The sequence below is a fragment of the Frankia sp. Cppng1_Ct_nod genome, from assembly GCF_920656135.1.
Classification (GTDB): domain Bacteria; phylum Actinomycetota; class Actinomycetes; order Frankiales; family Frankiaceae; genus Protofrankia; species Protofrankia meridionalis.
The window spans coordinates 38,862-59,468 of record NZ_CAKKTK010000008.1; the positions used below are offsets into that span (position 1 = coordinate 38,862).

Annotated in this window: 19 protein-coding genes; 11 read left to right on the forward strand and 8 right to left on the reverse strand. The window is 68.6% G+C overall.

The features are described 5' to 3' along the window. Positions 1 to 26: 26 nt before the first annotated feature. The 5 genes from NBW77_RS04275 to NBW77_RS04295 form a co-directional block, all read right to left on the reverse strand. Complete coding sequence (locus tag NBW77_RS04275; protein ID WP_131745949.1) at positions 27 to 452, reverse strand: OsmC family protein; 426 nt, start codon at positions 450 to 452, stop codon at positions 27 to 29. Positions 453 to 556: 104 nt separating this feature from the next. Beyond that, positions 557 to 1,603 carry a hemolysin family protein gene (locus NBW77_RS04280; RefSeq protein ID WP_131745948.1) on the reverse strand — a complete coding sequence of 349 codons (1,047 nt, stop codon included), beginning with the start codon at positions 1,601 to 1,603 and terminating at the stop codon, positions 557 to 559. Continuing rightward, complete coding sequence (locus NBW77_RS04285; RefSeq protein WP_250279306.1) at positions 1,600 to 2,940, reverse strand: hemolysin family protein; 1,341 nt, start codon at positions 2,938 to 2,940, stop codon at positions 1,600 to 1,602. The genes NBW77_RS04280 and NBW77_RS04285 overlap by 4 nt, the downstream gene beginning before the upstream one ends. Before the next feature lie 323 nt (positions 2,941 to 3,263). Then, the gene (locus NBW77_RS04290) at positions 3,264 to 4,217 is read right to left on the reverse strand and encodes an LLM class flavin-dependent oxidoreductase (RefSeq protein ID WP_250279307.1); all 954 of its coding nucleotides are present in this window, start codon (positions 4,215 to 4,217) and stop codon (positions 3,264 to 3,266) included. A gap of 11 nt (positions 4,218 to 4,228) precedes the next feature. After that, complete coding sequence (locus NBW77_RS04295; protein WP_250279308.1) at positions 4,229 to 4,930, reverse strand: response regulator; 702 nt, start codon at positions 4,928 to 4,930, stop codon at positions 4,229 to 4,231. Between the two features lie 478 nt (positions 4,931 to 5,408). Between NBW77_RS04295 and NBW77_RS04300 the strand changes: the two genes are divergently transcribed. Beyond that, entirely contained in the window at positions 5,409 to 6,977 is a 1,569-nt protein-coding gene (locus tag NBW77_RS04300; RefSeq protein ID WP_131746041.1) for an aldehyde dehydrogenase family protein, read from the forward strand. Here the strand turns inward: NBW77_RS04300 and NBW77_RS04305 are convergent. Next, positions 6,953 to 7,768: a polysaccharide deacetylase family protein gene (locus NBW77_RS04305; protein WP_242605686.1), complete on the reverse strand. Its 816-nt coding sequence runs from the start codon at positions 7,766 to 7,768 to the stop codon at positions 6,953 to 6,955. The two genes, NBW77_RS04300 and NBW77_RS04305, sit on opposite strands and share 25 nt — an antisense overlap. 342 nt (positions 7,769 to 8,110) lie before the next feature. Here NBW77_RS04305 and thiO point away from each other — a divergent pair, with 342 nt between their 5' ends. From thiO to NBW77_RS04345, 8 genes are all read left to right on the forward strand, one after another. Further along, positions 8,111 to 9,376 (forward strand): glycine oxidase ThiO, encoded by a 1,266-nt coding sequence (gene thiO, locus NBW77_RS04310; RefSeq protein ID WP_250279309.1) that lies wholly within the window; start codon positions 8,111 to 8,113, stop codon positions 9,374 to 9,376. After that, positions 9,373 to 9,573 (forward strand): sulfur carrier protein ThiS, encoded by a 201-nt coding sequence (thiS, locus tag NBW77_RS04315; RefSeq protein WP_131745946.1) that lies wholly within the window; start codon positions 9,373 to 9,375, stop codon positions 9,571 to 9,573. Before thiO ends, thiS begins: the two co-directional genes overlap by 4 nt. A gap of 1 nt (position 9,574) precedes the next feature. Beyond that, the gene (locus NBW77_RS04320; RefSeq protein ID WP_284346884.1) at positions 9,575 to 10,348 is read left to right on the forward strand and encodes a thiazole synthase; all 774 of its coding nucleotides are present in this window, start codon (positions 9,575 to 9,577) and stop codon (positions 10,346 to 10,348) included. Positions 10,349 to 10,662: 314 nt separating this feature from the next. Continuing rightward, positions 10,663 to 11,217 (forward strand): Hsp20/alpha crystallin family protein, encoded by a 555-nt coding sequence (locus tag NBW77_RS04325; protein WP_131745945.1) that lies wholly within the window; start codon positions 10,663 to 10,665, stop codon positions 11,215 to 11,217. Between the two features lie 565 nt (positions 11,218 to 11,782). After that, complete coding sequence (locus NBW77_RS04330; RefSeq protein WP_250279325.1) at positions 11,783 to 12,994, forward strand: NAD(P)-dependent malic enzyme; 1,212 nt, start codon at positions 11,783 to 11,785, stop codon at positions 12,992 to 12,994. Between the two features lie 196 nt (positions 12,995 to 13,190). Next, positions 13,191 to 13,412 carry a hypothetical protein gene (locus NBW77_RS04335; protein ID WP_131745944.1) on the forward strand — a complete coding sequence of 74 codons (222 nt, stop codon included), beginning with the start codon at positions 13,191 to 13,193 and terminating at the stop codon, positions 13,410 to 13,412. Next, a complete protein-coding gene (locus NBW77_RS04340; protein WP_207386892.1) occupies positions 13,412 to 15,442 on the forward strand; it encodes a hydantoinase/oxoprolinase family protein in 2,031 nt (676 codons plus the stop codon). Before NBW77_RS04335 ends, NBW77_RS04340 begins: the two co-directional genes overlap by 1 nt. Positions 15,443 to 15,558: 116 nt before the next feature. Next, positions 15,559 to 17,523 carry a hydantoinase B/oxoprolinase family protein gene (locus NBW77_RS04345; RefSeq protein WP_250279310.1) on the forward strand — a complete coding sequence of 655 codons (1,965 nt, stop codon included), beginning with the start codon at positions 15,559 to 15,561 and terminating at the stop codon, positions 17,521 to 17,523. 87 nt (positions 17,524 to 17,610) lie between these two features. Here the strand turns inward: NBW77_RS04345 and NBW77_RS04350 are convergent, their stop codons facing one another. Both NBW77_RS04350 and NBW77_RS04355 read right to left on the reverse strand, forming a co-directional pair. After that, a complete protein-coding gene (locus tag NBW77_RS04350; protein ID WP_250279311.1) occupies positions 17,611 to 18,864 on the reverse strand; it encodes an SPFH domain-containing protein in 1,254 nt (417 codons plus the stop codon). Positions 18,865 to 18,898: 34 nt separating this feature from the next. Then, positions 18,899 to 19,111 (reverse strand): NfeD C-terminal domain-containing protein, encoded by a 213-nt coding sequence (locus tag NBW77_RS04355; protein ID WP_165485919.1) that lies wholly within the window; start codon positions 19,109 to 19,111, stop codon positions 18,899 to 18,901. 302 nt (positions 19,112 to 19,413) lie between these two features. On the opposite strand from NBW77_RS04355, the gene NBW77_RS04360 reads away from it, so the two are divergent. Both NBW77_RS04360 and sdhC read left to right on the forward strand, forming a co-directional pair. After that, on the forward strand, positions 19,414 to 19,806 hold the full coding sequence (locus NBW77_RS04360; protein ID WP_250279312.1) for an Rv0250c family protein: 393 nt from the start codon (positions 19,414 to 19,416) through the stop codon (positions 19,804 to 19,806). Then, the gene (gene sdhC / locus NBW77_RS04365) at positions 19,803 to 20,606 is read left to right on the forward strand and encodes a succinate dehydrogenase subunit SdhC (RefSeq protein ID WP_207386900.1); all 804 of its coding nucleotides are present in this window, start codon (positions 19,803 to 19,805) and stop codon (positions 20,604 to 20,606) included. Before NBW77_RS04360 ends, sdhC begins: the two co-directional genes overlap by 4 nt. Position 20,607: the final 1 nt, after the last annotated feature.

Consider the following 20,607-nt stretch of genomic DNA (forward strand, 5'->3'; position numbering starts at 1 on the left):
CGACGGACTCTCGGCAACAGCCGCCGTCAGATCAGGCCGACGGTGAGGGTGATGGGGGTGGCGGCCAGTGCCTGGCTCACCGGGCAGTTCACCTTGGCGTCCTCGGCCGCCTTGGCGAAGGCGCCCTCGTCCAGCCCGGGTACGTCGCCGTTGACGGTTAGGTGGATACCGGTGATGCCGGTGCCCGGCTGGAAGGTGACGTCCGCCTGGGTCTCAAGGCGGCGTGGCGGGTTTCCGGCCTGGGTGAGGCCGTGCGAGAGCGCCATGGAGAAGCAGGACGAGTGGGCGGCGGCGATCAGCTCCTCCGGGCTTGTCACGCCGTTCGGCGCCTCGGCCCTGGCCGGCCAGGACACGGGGTAGTCGCCGATCCCGGACGAGGCGAAGGTGACGGTGCCCCCTCCCTGGGCCAGGTTTCCTTCCCATGCCGTACGCGCGGTGCGGGTGGTTGCCATGTTCGGTTCCTCCAAAGTGGCGATCGTGCGTGGCTGCGATCGGACGATCGACCGCAATCAAAGCGTACACGATTGCATCGTGCACAACTTATCTTAGGTGGAATTCACGGCACAGCCGGCTGGTTCTCGTCCCGAATCTCGCCGACAAGCTCCTCCAGAACATCCTCCAGGGCAACGACCCCGAGGATGCTTCCCGCGCCGTCGGTGACCCGGGCCAGGTGCGCGCCACTGCGCTGCATCACGGCGAGCACCGTCCGGAGCCGGTCGTCGGCACCTACCCGGGCCAGCGGGCGGACCCACTTGACGGGGATGGGCGCTGACCGCTTCGCTGGGTTGGTTTCCAGGACGTCCTTGAGATGCAGGTATCCGGTCAGTTCACCGGAGGAGTCACGGACCGGGAAACGGGAGAACCCGGTCCGCGCGGCGACCGCCTCGACGTCTCGCGGGGTGGCACCGACCGGGATGGTCTCCAGCCCGTCGACGGGGAGCAGGACGCCACGCGCGTTGCGCTCGTCGAAGGACAGCGCCCCGAACAGACGTCCGTGCTGGTCGGCGTCGAGCAGGCCCTCCCGCCGGGACTCCTCGACGAAACCGGCGACCTCGTCGCGGGTGAAGGCGCTGACGACCTCCTCCCTCGGCACCACCCGGACCACGCGCAGGCTCACGTTGGCAATCGCGTTCAGGACGACGATCGCCGGCCGCAGGCACCGCACGACCGCGACGAGCGGTGGGACGAGCACCATGGCGCTGCGGTCCGGCCCGGCCAGAGCGATGTTCTTGGGAACCATCTCGCCGACGACCACGTGCAGGAACACGACAATGACCATGGCGACGCCGAACGCGATCGGATGACGCAACGCCTCGGCGACCCCGGCCGACGCGAACGGGCGTTCCAGCAGGTGGGCGACTGCCGGTTCCCCGAGCGACCCGAGCCCCAAGGTGCAGATCGTGATGCCCAGCTGGGCACCGGCCAGCATCACCGAGACGTTCTCCATCGCCCGCAGCGTGGCCTGCGCCCGGCCGGAACCAGCCCGCGCCACGGGTTCTATGGAACTGCGGCGGGCCGAGATCAGCGCGAACTCGGCGCCGACGAAGAACGCGTTGGCGAGCAACAGGACGACCGCGAACCAGACCGCGACAAGGTTGCTCACCGCAGTGCATCCATCGCGCCCGAGGTGGACCGGTTGCGGTACGCCCGCGGGGGAACCATGTGCACCCGGTCCACCCGCCGGCCGTCCATCAGATGGACGGCGAGGCTGACACCGTCGACGTCGACGGTGTCACCGGTGGCCGGCATCCGACCGAGCCGGTCCGCGATCAGGCCGCCGAGCGTCTGGTAGGCCTCGTCCTGCGGCAGGCGAACACCCACGGTGTGCGCAACCTCGTCGAGCCGCAGCAGACCGGACAGCATCCACGTTCCGTCCCGGCGCCGCTGCGCGTGTGTGCCGACCCGGTCGTGCTCGTCGACGACATCGCCGACGAGCTCCTCGATCAGGTCCTCGATGGTGACCAGACCGTCCGTCCCGCCGAACTCGTCGATGACGACCGCCATCTGCAGACCGCCGCGGCGCAGGGTCTCCAGCAGCGGGTCGAGCTCGATGGTGGACGGGACGACAAGATGGGCGACCATGACCTGGCCCACGGTCACGGTTTCCCGATCGTCCTCGGGGACCGCGACCGCGTGCTTCACATGGACGAGACCAACCACGTCGTCAAGATCCCGACCGACAACCGGGAAACGGGAATGGCCGGTACGGCGTGCCAGGGCGATGACCTCGCCGACAGGGTCGCCAACTCCGACCGCGCGCATCCGGACCCGGGGTGTCAGGACGTCGGCGGCCTGCTTGCCTCCGAACGCCAGGGACCGTTGGAGCAACGTCGCCGTCTCCGGCTCGAGAGTCCCCTGCTCCGCGGAACGACCCACCAGGGAGAACAGCTCCTGCGCCGAGCGGGCGGAGGCGAGTTCCTCCTGGGGCTCGACACCCATGCGGCGCAGCAGACCGTTGGCCGCACCGTTGAGTACCCGGATCGGGTAGCCGGTCGCCCGGCTGAAGCCCCGCTGGAACCCCTGTACCGCGCGGGCGGTGGGCAGTGGACGGGCAACGGCAAGATTCTTCGGAACCAGCTCGCCGTAGATCATGGTTACGGCCGTCGCCAGCACCAGCGCGATCGTCAGACCGACGCCGGTGACCGCCCCCGCCGGCACCCGGGCGAAGCGCAGCGGGCCGCCGAGCAGGCGCGCGATCGCCGGTTCAGCGAGGAAGCCGATCCCCAGATTGGTGATGGTGATGCCCAACTGCGCCCCGGACAGCTGGGTCGAGAGATTTCTCAGCGCGGCAAGGACGCCTTTCGACCTCCGGTCGCCTGCCGCGGCGGCCCGCTCCACCTCGGGACGGTCGACCGTCACCATGGCGAATTCCGCGGCGACAAACAGGCCACACACCGTGACCAGGGCAATACTGATCAGAACAGGGAGCCACTCGGTCATCGCGGCCTGCCCAGGTCGGCTCGGTCCGGGGCAGGCGTCGGACTATGACTGGGTATGTCGGGGCTAGGCATGACCCTCTCGAAGATCGACGCGGTGAAACTCGACGCGGGTCGGAACGGACACCACTGACAACGTCCGAATACCCACGCGACATGCCCTGATGCACGTTCCCCAAGGATGCCTGTGCCCCACCACGTTGGACAATGACTGACGCGGCCACATCTCGAGATCTACCTCTGGAGATCCCGCCAAAGGCAGCGCGATCATGGTTCTTCGCGCGCCGCCGGAGGCGCTTCCTGGAGATCCCGCCAAAGGCAGCGCGATCATGGTTCTTCGCGCGCTGCCGGAGGCGCTTCCTGGAGATCCAGAACCGCGTCGGCGACCTCGGCCAGCTCGCCTGCCCAGTCCAGCGGCCGATGCATGGGCGTCAGGACGAACTTCGACACCCCGACATCGGCGTACTCGACGAGCCGCCGGCGCAGGTCTTCCACGGAGGGGACCACGAGGTCCGCGTCGACCGGATCACCACCGGCGGGATCACGTCCGGACCGTAGCTCGGCGATCCGGGCACGTGCCCGGGGCGGCAGGGGCCCACGTCGGTAGCTCACGACCGCGCCGAAGTGCTCCGGATCGATCATCCGTCCGGCCTCCCGTGCCGCCGCCTCCACGACCGTCCGGCCACGGCCCGCCTCCGCGGGATGGGTGAAGCTCGCCAGCCAGCCGTCCGCGAGGCGACCCACCCGGCGCAACGCCGCCGGGGCGGCGCCGCCCAGCCAGACGTCCATGGACGGCTGGGCGGGTCGCGGCCCCACGCGTAGACCGTCGTAATGGAAATGCCGGCCGGCATGGGTCACCGGCTCGCCCGACCAGAAGCGCCGCAGCAGCGGCAGGCCCTCCTCCAGCCAACCGGTCCGGTCGCCGCCGGCGACCGCGAAGGCCTGCGGCTCGAAGCCCGCGGTGTTTCCCAGTCCGAAGGCCGGCAGGAAACGGCCGCCGGAAAGCTGGTCGAGGCTTGCCAGCGCCGCGGCCAACCGCGCCGGGCTGCGTCCGGGAAGGGTCATCACGCTGGTGCCGATCTTGATCCGGCGGGTCCGCCCGGCGGCGTAGGCCAGCGCGACGGCGGGCGCGAGCTCCGGGCCGGTCACCTGTTCCGACATCCACAGCGAGTCGAAACGCAGCCGCTCCAGCCCTCGGACGCATGCTTCGAAGTGCTCGGTGACCGTGATCGGCGCCTCGTCGGCCGTCCGCCGGTAGGCGTAACCAATCCGGATCTTCAAAACCTTGAACCTTAGTCGATTTCGAAGAGGCCCTGGCGGACGGCGTACATGACCGCCTCCATGCGTGAGTGCAGCTGAAGTTTGTCCAGGATGTTCCGGACGTGGTTTTTCACGGTGTTCTCGCTGATGAACAGCTTCCGGGCGATCTCCCGATTCGCTTTGCCCTCCGCGACGAGTTTGAGAACCTCCAGCTCACGGGCGGTGAGGTGCGGGGCGGGCACCCGGCTCGGCCGGTCGTCCGATCCGCGCGCCAGAGTGGCGAACTCGACCATGAGTTTCGATGCCATCGAGGGGCTGATCAGGCTCAGGCCGTTGTGTACCGCACGGACCGCGCCCGCCACCTCATGCGGTGGTATCGACTTCAGCAGGTACCCGACCGCGCCCGCCTTGATGGCCTCGAAAAGGTCGGACTCGTCATCACTGACCGTCAACATCACAATCTTTGCGGTGGGCACTTCCCGCTTGATCGCGCTCGCCGCGTCGATGCCGTCCCGGTGCGGCATCCGGACGTCCATCAAGACGATGTCCGGGGTCGTTCCGGTTGCGATCGTGACAGCCTGGCGGCCGTCGCCGGCGCGGCCGACGACGGTGATGTCCTCTTCAAGGTCGAGAACGGTCTCAAGACCTTGCAGGAACAGCTCATGATCATCGACGACGAGCACCCGGATGGGTTCGGGCGCAGGCTCCATGGGTGGCAGAACACTGACCATCATCAGAGATCGGAGCTACCAGGCACGGATGGTCCAACAACGGACTGCCATGGGACGGACGAGGTGCGATCGACGCATGTGCCCACTCTATGTGATGGGGGACTTACGTAGAGCCGTGTCTGCCTACCGGTGCTGATCGAGTCCTGCACAGACACCGCTTCCGACATATCGGAATGGTACGCGCCGCTGCCCCGTTACGACGCCAGCGACACACCGTGACCATACCCGCGAAGGTGGTGAATCATCAAGCCTGAACTGGACATATGGCGTACACGCCAGCGGTCCCGCCAACAGCATCCAACACCGAGGCTCCCACAATTATGGCTACACCGAGTAGCGATGGGCGCGCCGTCGCGATCATGACGCACTCGCCGACGCGGACATCGTCAACACGATGCTCGACACTCTGCCCGACACTCTGCTCGACGTTGTTGGCGTGGTGTTAGTGGCGCATCGGGCCGATCAAAGGCAACCTGACGCCATGGCCGCACCCTCTTCCAGCTCGCCCCGCCTGCACGTCAAGCCCGGCGCTACGTGGTCGGACGCCTACACCCGATGCCTGCAGACCGCACCCGAAGCATTCGACGAGGACCGACTGCGCAACCTGTGGGGCGGCCAGTGGCGCCGCACCGGCGAACCTCTGCGCAGCGTCACGCCGGTCGACAGTTCACCCATCACCGGCCCACCCATGATCGAGCCGGATGAGGCACGCGAAGCCATCCGTGCGACGCTCGACGACCACAAGCGGTGGAACGACGTGCCACTCGCCGACCGCAAAGTTCGGGTGACCGCCGCGCTGGACGCGATGGACGACAACCGCGACCTGCTCGCGCTGCTGCTCGCCTGGGAGATCGGCAAGCCGTGGCGGCTGGCTCGCACCGACGTCGACCGCGCCCTCGACGGCGTCCGCTGGTACGTCGAGGAGATCGACAGGATGGTGGCCGACCGGGGTCCACTGCCCGGACCGGTCAGCAACATCGCCAGCTGGAACTATCCGATGAGCGTGCTCATGCACGCGATGCTCGTCCAGGTTCTGGCCGGCAACGCCGCGATCGCCAAGACCCCAACCGACGGCGGGGCCGCCTGTCTCACCCTCGCCTGCGCCCTGGCCCGCCGTGAGGGGCTGCCGGTGGCACTGGTGTCCGGGTCCGGATCGCGTCTGTCGGCAGCGCTGGTGCGGGCGCCGGAGATCGGCTGTCTGGCGTTCGTCGGTGGGCGCTCCACCGGCGGGCAGGTTGCCGCGGCACTGGTCGACACGGGCAAGCGGCACTTCCTGGAGCAGGAGGGCCTGAACGCGTGGGGCATCTGGGAGTTCTCCCAGTGGGATCTGCTGGCCGGCCATCTGAAGAAGAGCTTCGAGTACGGCAAGCAGCGCTGCACCGCCTATCCCCGCTACGTGGTCCAGCGTCAGCTGTTCGACCAGTTCCTCGCGGCCTACCTGCCCGTGATCTCCTCGGTGCGCTTCGGGCATCCGCTGGCCGTCGCACACGACGACGACCCCCTCCCGGAGCTCGACTACGGACCCGTCATCACCGCGGAGAAGTCCGCCGAACTCGCCGGCAAGGTCGACGAGGCGATCGCCAAGGGTGGCGTGCCTCTGTACCGGGGAACCCTCGCCGACGGCGCATTCGTACCCGGGCAGGACACCTCCGCCTACGTGCCTCCGGTGGCGGTCCTCGCTCCCCCACCCTCCTGCGCGCTGCACCACGCCGAGCCGTTCGGACCGGTGGACACGATCGTGGTGGTCGACTCCGAGGCCGAGCTGCTGGCCGCGATGAACGCCTCCAACGGAGCGCTCGTGGCGTCGCTGGCCTGCGACGACGATGCGCTCGCCCGCCGGCTCTCCGGAGAGATCCACGCGTTCAAGGTGGGCGTCAACAAGCCCCGTTCGCGCGGCGACCGGGATGAACCGTTCGGTGGCCGGGGCGCGTCCTGGAAGGGCGCGTTCGTCGGCGGCGACCATCTCGTCCACGCCGTCACAGTCGGAACGGACACCGAGGAACGGCTGTACGGCAACTTCCCGAGCTACTCCCTGTACCCCGAGACCTGAGACATCTCGGCCTGCGTCCGGGTCACGGGCCGTGACCCGGACGTGGCCCACAGCCGGGTCACGGCCCGCGCCGGGTGCGCGGCCCGCGGCAGGCCGTGCTCGGCGAGGGGGCCGACGCAAAGGCCCAGGTCGTGGCAGCGAGCGGCAAACTCCGGAAGTGCGCCGAGGGCGCTGCGCCACGCGTTCGGCGCCGACGTGCAGTCGGAGTCGTGGAGCAGGACCGTGCAGCCACCGCGAAGGTCCGGAGCGAGGGTGTCGAGGACGGTGAGTGGCGTCGCGGTCGACGTCCAGTCCTTTCCCCACGCGGTCCACAGCACCGGGGTGAGCTTGAGGCGCCGGGCCGCGAGGAGGAACCCGGTGGACAGGATGCCGTGCGGCGGCCGGACGAACCGCGGCTCCCGGCCGGTCACCACCGTGATCAGCGCGCGGGTCCGGTGCAGCTGCTCGTAGGTGGAGGACGGCCCCCGCAGCAGCATCGGACGATGGTCCCAGCCGTGGACGGCGAGTTCGTGGCCGGCGTCGGTCATCCGCCGGGCCAGGTCCGGAGCACGCTCCAGCATCATCCCGAGAACGAAGAAGGTGGCCCGGATGTCGAGTTCGGCCAGCACGTCGAGGAACTGCGGAGTGGACGCCGGATCCGGGCCGTCGTCGAAGGTCAGCGCCACGTGGTCCGGCGCGCCGACACCGGCGAGGACGGGCGTCGCGCGGATACGCAGGCGGCGCAGGGTGGTCACCGAGGGCACGGCATAGGCGAGCGCTGCGACGCCGCCGACACCTGCGGTGGCCTGGATGACCCGCGCCGCCGAGGTCCGCCCGACCGATCTCGTCCCCGCCCACCTCGTCACGGCCTGCGTAGCCTCCGCCCACCTCGTCACGGACCTGTCGGTGTCGTGGCTGGCATCGTCGGCGATCTCCCGACGCCCGGCACGTACGCCATGCCGGATACCTTCCCACACCAACCGCCCGCCACTGGTTCGACTGGCTGGCGGATACCGTCCCCACAACCCGGCGCCCCACATGTTTGCGCTACCCGCCACCGCAGGAAAGGCCAGACTTGCGCGCGGGGCACTCGACGGTGTCGGGTGAACTCGACAGCGGTGCGAGCGAGGCCGACAACGATCGTGAGGAGGCTCATGCTGGCAGGCGGAGCGGGCGTCCGCCGGTCGGATTCTCCGGCGTCCCGACCGGATGTCATCGTGGCCGGCGCGGGTGTGATCGGGCTTGGCGTGGCTTGGCGGGCCCGGTTACGCGGGCTTGCGGTCACCGTCGTCGACCCGGAGCCAGGGTCGGGAGCCAGCTGGACGGCGGCGGGGATGCTGGCCCCCGTCACCGAGCTCCACTACGGCGAGGGGCCGCTGCTGGCGCTGAACAGCGCATCGGCGCTTCGGTACCCCGCCTTCGTCGACGAGCTCGAACAGAGCAGCGGTTGCGAGGTCGGTTACCTACGGTGCGGGACGCTGGTCGCGGCCTGGGACGCCGCGGACATGGCCGGCCTCACCGACATCCATGGTTTCGCGCGGTCTCTCGGTCTCGAGACGGAGCTGCTGAGCCGGCGGGAGCTGCGCGCCCGCGTTCCCGCGTCGGCGAGCGGGCTGGCCGGCGCCCTGTCTGCTCCGAGTGACCACCAGGTCGACAGCAGGCTCCTACACAGCGCGCTGTTGCGGGCCTGTGTTGCCGAAGGCGTGACCATGGTCCACACGGCGGCGTACCAATGGCTGCTGCGCGGTGATCGTGTGGTCGGCCTGCGGCTCGCCGACGGCACCGACCTTCAGGCACCCGTGGTGGTCCTCGCCTGCGGTGCGTGGTCGGCGCGGATCGGTGGGCTACCGCCCGAGGCGGTACCCGCGGTCCGGCCGGTCAAAGGCCAGACACTTCGGATGCGGACCGTCGGGCCGCCCCTGTTGACCTGCGTGCTGCGGGGTTCGGTACGTGGCTGCCCGGTGTACCTGGTGCCCCGCGCCGACGGTCGGATCGTCGTCGGGGCCAGCAGCGAGGAGGTCGGATTCGACCTGCGGCCCCGTGCCGGTGCCGTGTACGAGCTCCTGCGGGATGCCCAGGCCCTCGTCCCGGGGCTCGGCGAGGCCGAACTCGAGGAGATCAGCACCAGCCTGCGGCCCGCCTCGCCCGACAATGCCCCGCTGATCGGCCCGTCGCGGGTACCCGGGCTCGTCCTTGCCACCGGCCACTACCGCAACGGCGTGCTCCTCACGCCGGTGACAGCCGATGCCATCGCCGGTCTGCTCGCAGACGGCACCCTGCCGGACGAGGTCGCCCCTTTCAGCCCGACCAGGTTCGACCAGGCGACCGCCTTCCCCCAGGCGACCGCCTTCCCGCAGGCGACCGCTTTTCCGCAGGCAGCCACTTTCACCCAGGCAGCCATCGAGGAGGACGTCGGATGACCCTCACTGTGAACGGCAAGGCCATGCAGGTCCCTGCGGGGACCACACTTCACCAGCTCATGGTCGGCATTGTCGCCATGGGTCATGGAACCGCTGCCGCGGTCGACGGCATCGTCGCCCCCCGAAGCCGGTGGGAGAACCTGGAGCTGCACGCCGGCCAGCACGTGGAGATCCTCACCGCTACCCAGGGAGGCTGACGTGGCCGATGACACTTTCATGATCGCCGGTGAGGAACTCGGCTCCAGGCTGATCCTCGGAACCGGCGGCGCGCCGAGCCTCGCCGTCATGGAGACCGCGATCAACGCCTCCGGGACGGCCATGTGCACGGTGTCCATGCGGCGCGTGGACACGACGACACCCGGGTCGGTCCTGGACATGCTGGCCCGGTGCGGTGTCCGGGTGCTACCCAACACCGCCGGATGCCGGACTGCACACGAGGCGGTCCTCACCGCCCAGCTCGCCCGCGAGGCACTCGGGACGGACTGGGTGAAGCTCGAGGTGGTCGCGGACGACCACACGTTGCTGCCGGACCCGGTCGAACTCCTCGACGCCGCCGAACGCCTGATCGCCGACGGGTTCACCGTCCTGCCGTACACCAACGACGACCCGGTGCTCGCCCGCCGGCTGCAGCAGGTCGGCTGCGCCGCGGTGATGCCGCTGGGAGCGCCCATCGGGACGGGGCTGGGAATCCGCAACACCCACAACATCGAGCTGATCGTCGCCGAGGCCGAGGTTCCTGTCGTCCTCGATGCCGGGATCGGGACCGCGTCCGACGCAGCGCTGGCCATGGAACTCGGCTGCGACGCCGTCCTGCTGGCGTCGGCGGTGACCCGGGCGCAGGATCCCGCGCTGATGGCTGCGGCGATGGCCGCCGGCGTGGCAGCGGGACGGTTCGCGTCGCGTGCCGGGCGGATCCCGCGGCGTCACCATGCGCGCGCGTCCTCCCCCACGCACGGTACCGCCGTGTTCTGACCGGTACCCGTTTCGACCGGTACCCGTTCCGACCGGTACGGACCCCCACGGCATCTGCTCCGCAGGCCGATCCCGCCTACGGCGTAAAGGCGTCGTTTGCGTCGGGCGTAAAGGCGTCGTTTGCGTCGCCGGGAACCGGAAAGGAGCTCCTCCGGGAGGTGGGAAGCCATCCCCGGAGGAGCACGCGTCCCGGACGAGGGCACGCCCGGCCGGTTACCACGACCTCAGCGTGTCCCACGCCCCGTGAGGCTGCCCCTCCCCCACGTCCACCACCGACAGTAGCGGAATCATGACCGCAAGGAAGGAGGTCGGATATGACCACTCCGGCTGTTCTCAGCCGTCCGGGTCCGATCACGCGACGCGTATGGGACCCCTTCGCCGAGTTCGGCGACCTCTACGACCGGATGGGACGGTTGCTGGACGTCTCGTTCCCGGAGCTCGCGTCCAGGGAGCGGCGTTCCTGGGCGCCAGCAGCCGATATGGAGGAGACGGAGGACTCCTACATCATCGACGCGGATCTGCCCGGCGTTCCCGCGAAGGCCGTCAACATCGATGTCCGGGGGAACGAGGTCACCATCACCGCCGAGATCCAGGATCGGCAGCACCGCGGTGTGATGCGCCAGCAGGCTCGTCGCACCGGCCGCTACGAGTACAGCGTGCGGTTGCCAGGGGACGTCAACCCCGACAACAGCGAGGCCCGCCTCGCCGACGGGGTGCTACAGCTGCGCCTGCCCAAGGTTTCGGCGACCGCGAGCCGCCACGTCCCGGTCATCGATGCCGGCGAGGGCCAGGCCGGCGAGACTCGGACCGCCGGTACGTCCGGAGCTCGTTCCGGTTCCGGTTCCGCGTCCGGCTCCACGACGTCCTGAACCGATCGGCCGTGGTTTCTCTTTCTCATCCATCCTCATGACACGAAAGGGAAACCACGGTCCGACACCGCCGCACACCGCCGCACACCGTCGCTGCGAAATTCACGATGTGAGATTCACCGCTGCGAGATCCAACGCTGTGAGATCCAACGCTGTGAGATCCAACGCTGTGAGATCCAACGCGTTCCGGCGAGTCACGACGAGACCGCCGGGGCGTTGCCGACGGGAGCTGCGACCATAACGGCAGGCACGCCAGACACGGGCGACAACGCCGAAATACCTGCGCCCGGGTCAGCGGCGTTCCCATGCGCCGCATTTGGCCGGATAGCGAAAGGAAAACACTCCCGTGGCTGTCCCCAGCGTTTCTTTCTCGATAACGGTCCGGCTCGAGGTGCCGGCCTCATCGCAGACGGTCGGCGAAATTACGACAGCCGTGGGTAAACTTGGTGGAGCGGTCACCGCACTCGATGTCGCGGAATCGCACGCCGACCGGCTGATATTGGATATGACCTGTCTGTGCGCAGATTCCGACCAGGCACAGTCCATCACGGAAACGCTGCGGTCGATGCCCGACTTCGTCGTCCGGCGAGTCAGCGACCGGGTGTTCCTGTTGCACCTGGGCGGGAAGATCGAGGTGACGAGCAAGGTTCCGCTGCGTACCCGTGATGACCTGTCAATGGCCTACACACCCGGTGTCGCCAGGGTATGCCTGGCAATCGCCGACCGACCCGACGACGCCCGTCGGCTCACGGTCAAGCGCAACAGCGTTGCGGTGGTCTCCGACGGGTCGGCGGTTCTCGGACTGGGCAACATCGGTCCGGCCGCGGCAATTCCCGTGATGGAGGGCAAGGCCGCACTGTTCAAGCGGTTCGCCGACATCGATGCCTGGCCGATCTGCCTGGCCACCCAGGACGTCGATGAGATCGTCCGGACCGTGACCCTGCTCGCGCCGGTCTTCGGCGGCATCAATCTCGAAGACATCGCCGCACCCCGCTGTTTCGAGATCGAACGGCGGCTGCGTGAGCTGCTCGACATCCCGGTGTTCCACGACGACCAGCACGGCACCGCGATCGTCGTCCTCGCCGCACTCACCAACGCGCTGCGGGTGGTCGGCAAGTCGCTGGAGTCCGTGCGGATCGTGACGAGCGGGGCGGGCGCGGCGGGAACCGCCGTCCTGCGCCTGCTGCTGCGGGCCGGCGCCGGCTCCGCGGGCGGCAGCGTCATCGTGTCCGACATCGGCGGCATCATCTCGCGGTCCCGCGACGATCTGGACGACAACGGTCGGTGGATCTGCGAGCACACCAACCCGGACGGAGTCTCGGGGACGCTGCGTGACGCCCTCGTCGACGCCGATGTGTTCGTCGGCGTGTCGGCACCGGGCATCCTCATCGGCGCCGACATCGCGACCATGGCGGGCGACGCGATCGTCTTCGCACTGGCCAACCCCGACCCGGAGGTTGACCCCACGGAGGCCCGCAGGTACGCGACGATCGTCGCGACCGGCCGCTCGGACGAGCCGAACCAGATCAACAACGTGCTCGCCTTCCCCGGTGTCTTCCGGGGACTGCTCGACTCCCACGCCCACGACATCACCGAGGACATGCTGCTGGCCGCGGCCGATGCGCTCGCGGCCGTCCTGCGCGAGGATGAAATCAATCCGCTCTACATCGTGCCGAGTGTCTTCGACGAACGGGTGATGCCGGCCGTGGCCGAAGCCGTCAGCGGTGCAGCACGAACCCCCGCGGGGGTCGCCGGTGTCGCGGGGGTCCCGCGGTAGGCGACCCGCCGGCTCCGGACGAACGATCACCGAAATGGCTCGCCAGGTGGACAGGTCGGTAAATTGATTTAGCTAGTTTGACGCTATCTCCGAATGTCGCTAACGTCACACTTCACCCCGTGGTCACCCTCCACGGAGGGGTCTGTAACAGACCCGTGCGTCGAAACGTCGACCGCACTCGTCAGGAGGTCGAAGCGTGTCACCTTCCACCAGTCCACCAGATTCAAAACTCCTGGTAGCCAAAGAGAACACCGACGGTATCTGTCCTGAATGCGGAGATACCGCCTTACAACGTTATCCGGTGCTGTCCGAGGGCGGCTGGTTCGAAGTCGTCAAGTGCCGCGAGTGTCTCGCTTCGCTGTCCCGCACGCCCTGGTCGCGCCTTGGCACGGTCACCCGCCTGGAGGACACCCTGTGATGGGCGGGAAGATCGTGGGTGTGGACGTCGGAGGCACCTTCACGGACGTGGTCGCCATCGAGGACGGCCAGATCAGGGTCGCCAAGGTACCGACGGACGTCCGGACGAGCGAGACCTCGGTCCTGCGCGGGGCCGCGGACGTCGACGTGTCCACGGCGAACGTGTTCAACCTGGCCAGCACGGCCGGCCTCAACGCGATCATCACCAGGCGCATCCCCAAGGTCGCCTTCCTGACGACGCTCGGACACCGCGACATCCTGGACCGGGGCCGGCTGGTACGGCCGTGGACAGCGCTGACCGACATGTCGTGGCGTCGGGGCATCGGTGACGCCTCCCGTCCGCTGGTGCCGCGCTACCTGCGGCGCGGCGTCAAGGAGCGGATCACCGCCCAGGGCGGCGTCCTGATCGGACTCGACGAGGACCAGGCGCGCGAGGAGCTGCGCGTTCTGGCGTCCTGCAACGTCGAGGGTGTCGCGATCTGCCTGATCAACTCCTATGTCGACGGAGCGCACGAGCAGCGTCTGCGCGAGCTGGTCGCCGAGGAACTCGGCGACGTGGTCTGTTCGATCTCCAGCGAGGTCTCGCCCCTGGCCAAGGAGTACGGACGCGCCTCGACCACCGTCGTCGACGTGATCATGAAGATCAAGTACACGCAGTACACCGACCGGTTGGGCGCCGGTCTGCACGACCTCGGTTTCACCGGGACGTTCAACTACGCGGACTGCTCGGCACGGCTGATGCCGGCCGACTACGCGATGGAACAGCCGTACCGGCTCGTCGTCGGCGGACCGGCCGCGGGAACGGTCTCCAGCGCCCACTTCGGGCGGTTGATCGGCGACGAGCAGCTGATCTGCGCCGACGTCGGCGGTACCTCGGTCGACATCAGCGTGGTCATCGACGGGCAGCCGTGGTCGAACTCGACCTTCGAGCTGGAACACGACCTGGTCATCAACGCGCTGTCCACCGACATCGTGACGCTGGGCGCGGGTGGTGGCAGCATCGTCGCGGTCACCCCGACCGGCGAGATCCAGGTCGGGCCGGACAGCGCGGGCGCCGAGCCGGGGCCGGCCTGTTACGGCCAGGGCGGCACCCGACCGACCCTCACCGATACCGCACTGCTGGCGGGTGTGCTGTCCGCGGACGGCTTCCTGGGCGGCACGATGATCCTTCATCCGGAACTCGCGGAGGCCGCCTTCAACAGCCTGGACACGCAGCTGTCCCTGGCTCAGCGGGTGCGGTTCGCGTGGAGGATGGGCCTGAACAACGTCGCCGAGGGCCTGCTGAACATCGCCATCCGCCGTGGTATCGACCCGCGGGACTTCAGCCTGGTCGCGTTCGGCGCAGCTGGACCGATGCTGCTCCCATCGCTGTTGGATCTCGTTCCCCTGCGGCGAGTGATCGTGCCACCGCATCCCGGCCTGTTCAGCGCGCTCGGCCTGGTGAGTTCCGACCAGGTGTTCTCCGACCAGCGCAGCGCCTACACATTCCTCTCCCCCGAGTCCGCGGACACCGTCGACCGACTCTTCCGGGAGATGGAGAACGGTCTGCTGAGCCGCCAGGACATCGACGCGAGCGCGGTGCGGATCGTCCGCAGCTTCGACGGCCGGCTCTACGGCCAGAGCTGGGAGACGCCTTTCGTCGAGGTGCCCGCGGGGCCGATCACCCCTGACGTCGTCACCCAGATGATCGGGACCTTCCACGACGCCTACGAACGCCGCAACAGCAACCGCTTCCCCGCCTTCCCCGTCCAGGGCGTCACCTTCCGGGTACAGATGATCGTCCCGTCCGACAAGGCGGAGTACCCGAAACTGGAGGTCGCGCCGGACGTCGTGCCGCCGGTCTCCGGGACGACGGCGATCCGTTACCTCCTCGAGGAGGACGTCCGGGCGTCCGAGTACCAGCGCGCGGACCTGTTGGCGGGACATCGGATAACCGGCCCGGCCGTCATCCGCGAGTCCATGTCCACGACCTTCGTGCCGGCCGGCCACACGGCCACCGTCGGCGAATACGGCGAACTCAGCATCGTCTAGTGGCCAAAGGCCGCGCGATCATTGCTCTTTCCGTACGGCCGGAGGCCCCCATGGCTCCAGTGCCCGTACCAGGACAGAGCCCGAGTCAGCCACAAAGCCTGAAAGGGGTGCGGAAGATGACGACCCAGACCGAAGCTCGAAGCGCGTCCGGGACCGCGCTGCGAGACCTCAGCGACGCGGAGTTCGAACAGACCTACCAGTGCGACCGATTCACCGCAGCAGTGATTTCCAGCCGTTTCCGCTACATCATGGAGCACGTCTGCAGCCAGCTCATCACCTATGCGTTCTCGCCGCAGATCCGCGAGTCGACGGACATCTCCGCCGCGGTGACGGGTCCGCCCTCGCTGAACTTCGCGATGCCGGCGGTGGCCCAAACGATCCCGCTGTTCTTCGGTTCCATCCCGGACGCGGTCCGCATCGCCCTTGAGGAATACGGCATCGACCGGATGGTCCCGGGCGACGTCATCATCGTGAACGACCCCTACCGGGTGGGGACGCACCTCAACGACGTCTGTTTCATCCGACCCGTTTTCAACGCCGGCGAGTTCGTCGGCGCGGTGACGATCCGCGCGCACATGCTCGACTGGGGCGGTCGGGCCATCGGCGGGTTCGAAGTCACCAAGACCAACCTCTACGAAGACGGTCTGGTCCTGCCTCCGACACTGCTCTACAGCGCCGGCAAGCCGGTCAGGTCGACGTTCAGCCTCATTCTCGACAACACCCGTTTCGGCCCGATCGTGCTGCCCGACATCCAGACCATCCACACTTCGCTCGAACTCGGCGCCGGCCTGCTCGGAGAAACCCTGGAGAAGTACGGCCTGCCCGCCTATCTCGGCGGCATCCGCTATGCCTGCGATGCCGCCGCGGAAACCATGAGGACCGCGCTGGAACGCCTGCCCGACGGCGTCTACGAGGGTGAGGAGCGGCTCGACAGCGACGGCCTCACCGACGACACCGAGCATGTCGTCCGGGTCCGCATCAACAAGCGGGGCGGTCGGGCCGAGTTCGACCTGAGCGGATCCTCCCCGGCCACGAACTCCGCCATCAACTGCTCGTGGTTGGACGCGAAGACCGCCGTGGCCATCGCGCTCAAGTACCTCATCGACCCGCGCAGCCCGTTCACCTCGGCCTCGCTGCGTGACGTCGACGTGCTCCTGCCCGCCGACAGCATCATCAACCCGTCACCTCCGCACTGCTGCATGTTCTACTGGGAGCCGGTACTCGCGATCATCAACGCGACCTTCCACGCCATCAACGGCGTACTGGGCGAGAACGCGGTCGCGCCGGACTCCTGGGGTGGCACCATCCACTTCGCCAGCGGTGTCACCGCCGACGGGACCCCGTGGTTCAGCTCGGCCGGCGCGACCGTCACACCGTCGGGGCCGTGGGGCGCCACCAAGGACGGTGACGCCGACTCCAGCCAGCTCATGGTGATCCTGAACCTGCTCGACGGCGGGACCGAGCAGGGCGAGGCCGACAACCCCGTGGTCGTGCTGCGCCGCGACTACGTCCCGGACACCGCCGGCCCCGGCCGGTACCGCAGCGGTTCGGCCAGCGTCACCGACAGCCTCTGGTTGACCCCGGCCGAGCACCGGATCTCGACGTTCCACGTCAAACGGCCCCCCGGCAGCGGCGGCGTGCACGGGGGGCGGGCCGGGACCCTCGCCGGCGGCTGGCTGTGGGATCCCGCCACATCCCCGGTCGCGGAAAAGCCCGACCTGCTGCCGCTGACGATGTCGGGCCCGATCTACGGCACGGCCACCCCGCTGATGGGTGTGGTCAACCCGCAGACCAATGAGCTCGACCCGGACGGCGAGTACCGCTTCCTACTCACCCCGGTCCAGGCCTCGGCCAACACGATGATCCGTTTCGTCTGCAACGGCGCGGGCGGCTGGGGGAATCCGCTGGAACGCGATCCGCGGCAGGTTCTGCACGACGTGCGTGACGAGTACGTCACGATCGAGGGCGCCGCACGCGACTACGGCGTCGTCGTCGTGGGCGACCCGGTCAGAGATCCTGAGGGCCTGTCCCTCGACACGGCCGCGACCGAGGCGCTTCGCGCGTCCCGCGGCGTGGTCTGAGAGCAGGGAGGGTCCGGTTCCCTCCCCCACCGACGGGGTCGTGCCGGCCGCCCGGCGTGGCTGGCACGACCCCGTCGACGGCCGTCGTCATGTCCCCTCGGACCACGCCGGATCACGGCCTTCTCCTCCGGCGGGTGCGGTTGACCTGCGCAAGGTGTCGAGGACCGACAGTCCCTGTCCGACGATCTCGGCCATGATCTGGTTGACGCCCTCGGCACCGTTGAGGATGGTCAGGTTCGACCCTGCGATACCGCGGGCCGCCGCTTCGACAAGGGCGGGCAGTGCCTCGATGACGCTGTTGGCGGCGATCAGCTCCTGGTTGCCATCCCGCAGCGAGCCGGCCCGAGCCGCGATGGCGTCGGCCCGGGCCTGTGCGACGATCCGCTCAGCGTAGGCGGTTGCATCCGCTTGAACCTTCGCGGACTGAGCCTCGGCCGCTGCCAGCGTCGTGCGGCGGTAGGCCTCCCCTTCGGCCTCGAACTTGGCCTCGTCACGACGGGCTTCGGCAAGTGTGCGGGCCCGGTACGCCTCGGCGTCCGCGGGACGGCGGACCTCGGCCTCCAGCCGCTGGCCAGCGAGCTCCGCCTGCCGACGGGCGAGGGCGGTCTGCTGCTCGATGACCTCATGTGAGGCGCGGGCCTCGGCCAGCGGCCCGGCCTGCGCGGCGTGCGCCCGAGCCTGCTCGGTCTCGGCCAGGAATCCGGCACGCTTGATCGCCGTGTCCCGTTCGTACTGGGCCTTCAGCGCCGCGGCCTCCTGCTCCCGTTCGGCGGCGGCCTGGTCGGCGCCGGCCGCCGCGATGCGGGCCTGGCTCGCCACCGCGGCCGCGTGCGGCGCGGCGAGGTTGGTGATGTATCCGGTGGCGTCCTCGATCTCCTGGATCTGCAGGGCGTCAACGACGATGCCCAGTTTCTCCATCTCGACGTGGCTGCCGTCCTTGACCTCCTGGGCGAGCCTGTCCCGCTCCCGGATGATCTCCTCTACCGTGAGCCCGCCGACAATGGAGCGCAGGTGCCCGGCGAAGACCCGGCCGACCAGCTCCTCCATCCGGTGCTGCTCGGACAGGAAGCGCCGGGCCGCGTTCGCGATCGACGCCGAGTCGTCACCGACCTTGAACACGGTGACGGCACGCACGTGAAGGCGGATCCCCTGGTTCGTGACACATTCCTCGACGATCTCCGCCTCGCGTAACGCCAGTGAGAGCACCCGCGCCTTCTGTTTGACCGGCAGGACGAAACAGCCGTGACCGGTGACGATCCGGAACTGCGTGTCCTGCGCCTGACGTTTCGAACCGGAGATGAGTAGCGCCTCGTTCGGGGCGGGAACGTGCCAGAAGAACATGAGCGTGGCTCCTGGTTTCCAGGGATTACAGGGATTAAGGGAACGGGACGACGATGACGGACCGTGCCGACATCATTTCTGTCACAAGGATGCGCACGTGCTTCCCGATCGGTTCGTCGGCCCACGCGGCAAACGCCTCCGAACCGCCGCGCAGCGGAACGAGCACCTCACCCGGCCCGTTCGCCGGGATCGGGATGATAACGCGGCCTACCGCGCCGACCGGGCTGTGTTCGGCGTCCGATGGCACGATCAACCGCTCCCGTCCCCGGTACGTATTACGACCAGATGTCCTCACTGTACCGATCCGCGGGGACCCGCCCGGGACCCTTGCGGGACCCCGGGGCCGCGACGGGAGGGCCTCGTAATCGACTTCAGGCACTCAGGCCCGGTCAAAAGGTCCATGCCGCTAGCCAACACCCCATCCGTGGATCATACTTCTGTGTGAACGTGATGTGTCGTAGATGTGTCCGGCTCAGCAGCCCGGACGGGTATCGACACCCGTCCGGACCACCGGTAGTCGACGGGTAGGGACCACGGAGGTGGCGAATCGTGCAACCGACAAGCCTGCAGGACGAGCTTCTGGCTGTAAGCAGGGCCGTGACCGAGGCACAACGCCACATCCAACACCTGCGTATGCACGCGGCCAGCTCGCGGGTAGCCAGACGCCTCGAGGCGGACGTACGCCGTGTCATGGAGGACATCGACGACCTGGCGACCGAGACCAGCAGCGGCAGCGGCAGCGGCAACAGCGACCGGGGCGAGAACGACGCGCTCGCCGGTTCCTCGTGCAAGGTGTGCTCCGCGTGCAACGAGCCCGTGTTCGTACCGGCCCGCCAGGGTGAGCCGGAGTTCCAGCCCGAATGCGACGACGAAGGCGTAGCCGGCGGCTGGCAACGACACCGCAACGTCTCGGCCCGGCGCCGGCGCCGGGCCTGGGTGTGACCGCCGCACCCACCGGTACCGCCGCGTCTGCCGTCGGCTCGGCCAGGGCGAGGATCACCGAGCCGACACTGCGACGCGACGCCTGGTGGGTGGGTCCGGTCGTCACCGTGGTCGTGCTGGCGGGGTTCACCGGCTACGGCCTGTGGGCGGCGCTGCGCGACGGGAACTACTACGCGGATCCGTACCTGTCGCCGTTCTACTCGCCCTGCCTGACCGACCGGTGCGCCGACCACGCGACACCACACATCCTCGGCGACGTCTGGACGCTGTCGCCGGCGATCCTGGTGCTCGCCTTCCCGCTCGGCTTCCGGCTCACGTGCTACTACTACCGGCGTGCCTACTACCGTTCCTTCTGGTGGGCACCACCGGCGTGCGCGGTCCCGGACGCGCGGGCGCGGTACACCGGCGAGACCCGCCTGCCACTCGTCCTGCAGAACGTCCACCGGTACTTCTTCTACGTCGCAGTCGTCTTCGCCGGGCTTCTGACCTACGACACGATGATCGCCTTCTCCTTCCCGCAGGGCCTCGGTATCGGGGTGGGTACCGGGGTGCTCGCGGTGAACGCCGTCCTCATCTGGCTCTACACGCTGTCATGCCATTCCTGCCGGCATCTGTGCGGCGGCGGACTGCGCCAGCTGTCCCGGGCGCCGGTGCGTTACCAGCTCTGGCGACGGCTGTCGATCCTCAACCGCAACCACATGAAGTTCGCCTGGGCGAGCCTACTGTGGATCATGGCGACTGACTTCTACATCTGGCTGGTCGCCGCGGGACACATCCACGACTACCACTGGGTGGCGTGAG

What these genes read in the sequence shown, in the direction of transcription:
- NBW77_RS04275 (WP_131745949.1), bottom strand. Translation starts at nt 452, where the DNA reads ATGGCAACCACCCGCACCGCGCGTACGGCATGGGAAGGAAACCTGGCC.
- NBW77_RS04285 (WP_250279306.1), bottom strand. Translation starts at nt 2,940, where the DNA reads ATGACCGAGTGGCTCCCTGTTCTGATCAGTATTGCCCTGGTCACGGTG.
- NBW77_RS04295 (WP_250279308.1), bottom strand. Translation starts at nt 4,930, where the DNA reads ATGATGGTCAGTGTTCTGCCACCCATGGAGCCTGCGCCCGAACCCATC.
- NBW77_RS04300 (WP_131746041.1), top strand. Translation starts at nt 5,409, where the DNA reads ATGGCCGCACCCTCTTCCAGCTCGCCCCGCCTGCACGTCAAGCCCGGC.
- thiO (WP_250279309.1), top strand. Translation starts at nt 8,111, where the DNA reads ATGCTGGCAGGCGGAGCGGGCGTCCGCCGGTCGGATTCTCCGGCGTCC.
- thiS (WP_131745946.1), top strand. Translation starts at nt 9,373, where the DNA reads ATGACCCTCACTGTGAACGGCAAGGCCATGCAGGTCCCTGCGGGGACC.
- NBW77_RS04325 (WP_131745945.1), top strand. Translation starts at nt 10,663, where the DNA reads ATGACCACTCCGGCTGTTCTCAGCCGTCCGGGTCCGATCACGCGACGC.
- NBW77_RS04330 (WP_250279325.1), top strand. Translation starts at nt 11,783, where the DNA reads ATGCCCGACTTCGTCGTCCGGCGAGTCAGCGACCGGGTGTTCCTGTTG.
- NBW77_RS04340 (WP_207386892.1), top strand. Translation starts at nt 13,412, where the DNA reads ATGGGCGGGAAGATCGTGGGTGTGGACGTCGGAGGCACCTTCACGGAC.
- NBW77_RS04345 (WP_250279310.1), top strand. Translation starts at nt 15,559, where the DNA reads ATGACGACCCAGACCGAAGCTCGAAGCGCGTCCGGGACCGCGCTGCGA.
- NBW77_RS04350 (WP_250279311.1), bottom strand. Translation starts at nt 18,864, where the DNA reads ATGTTCTTCTGGCACGTTCCCGCCCCGAACGAGGCGCTACTCATCTCC.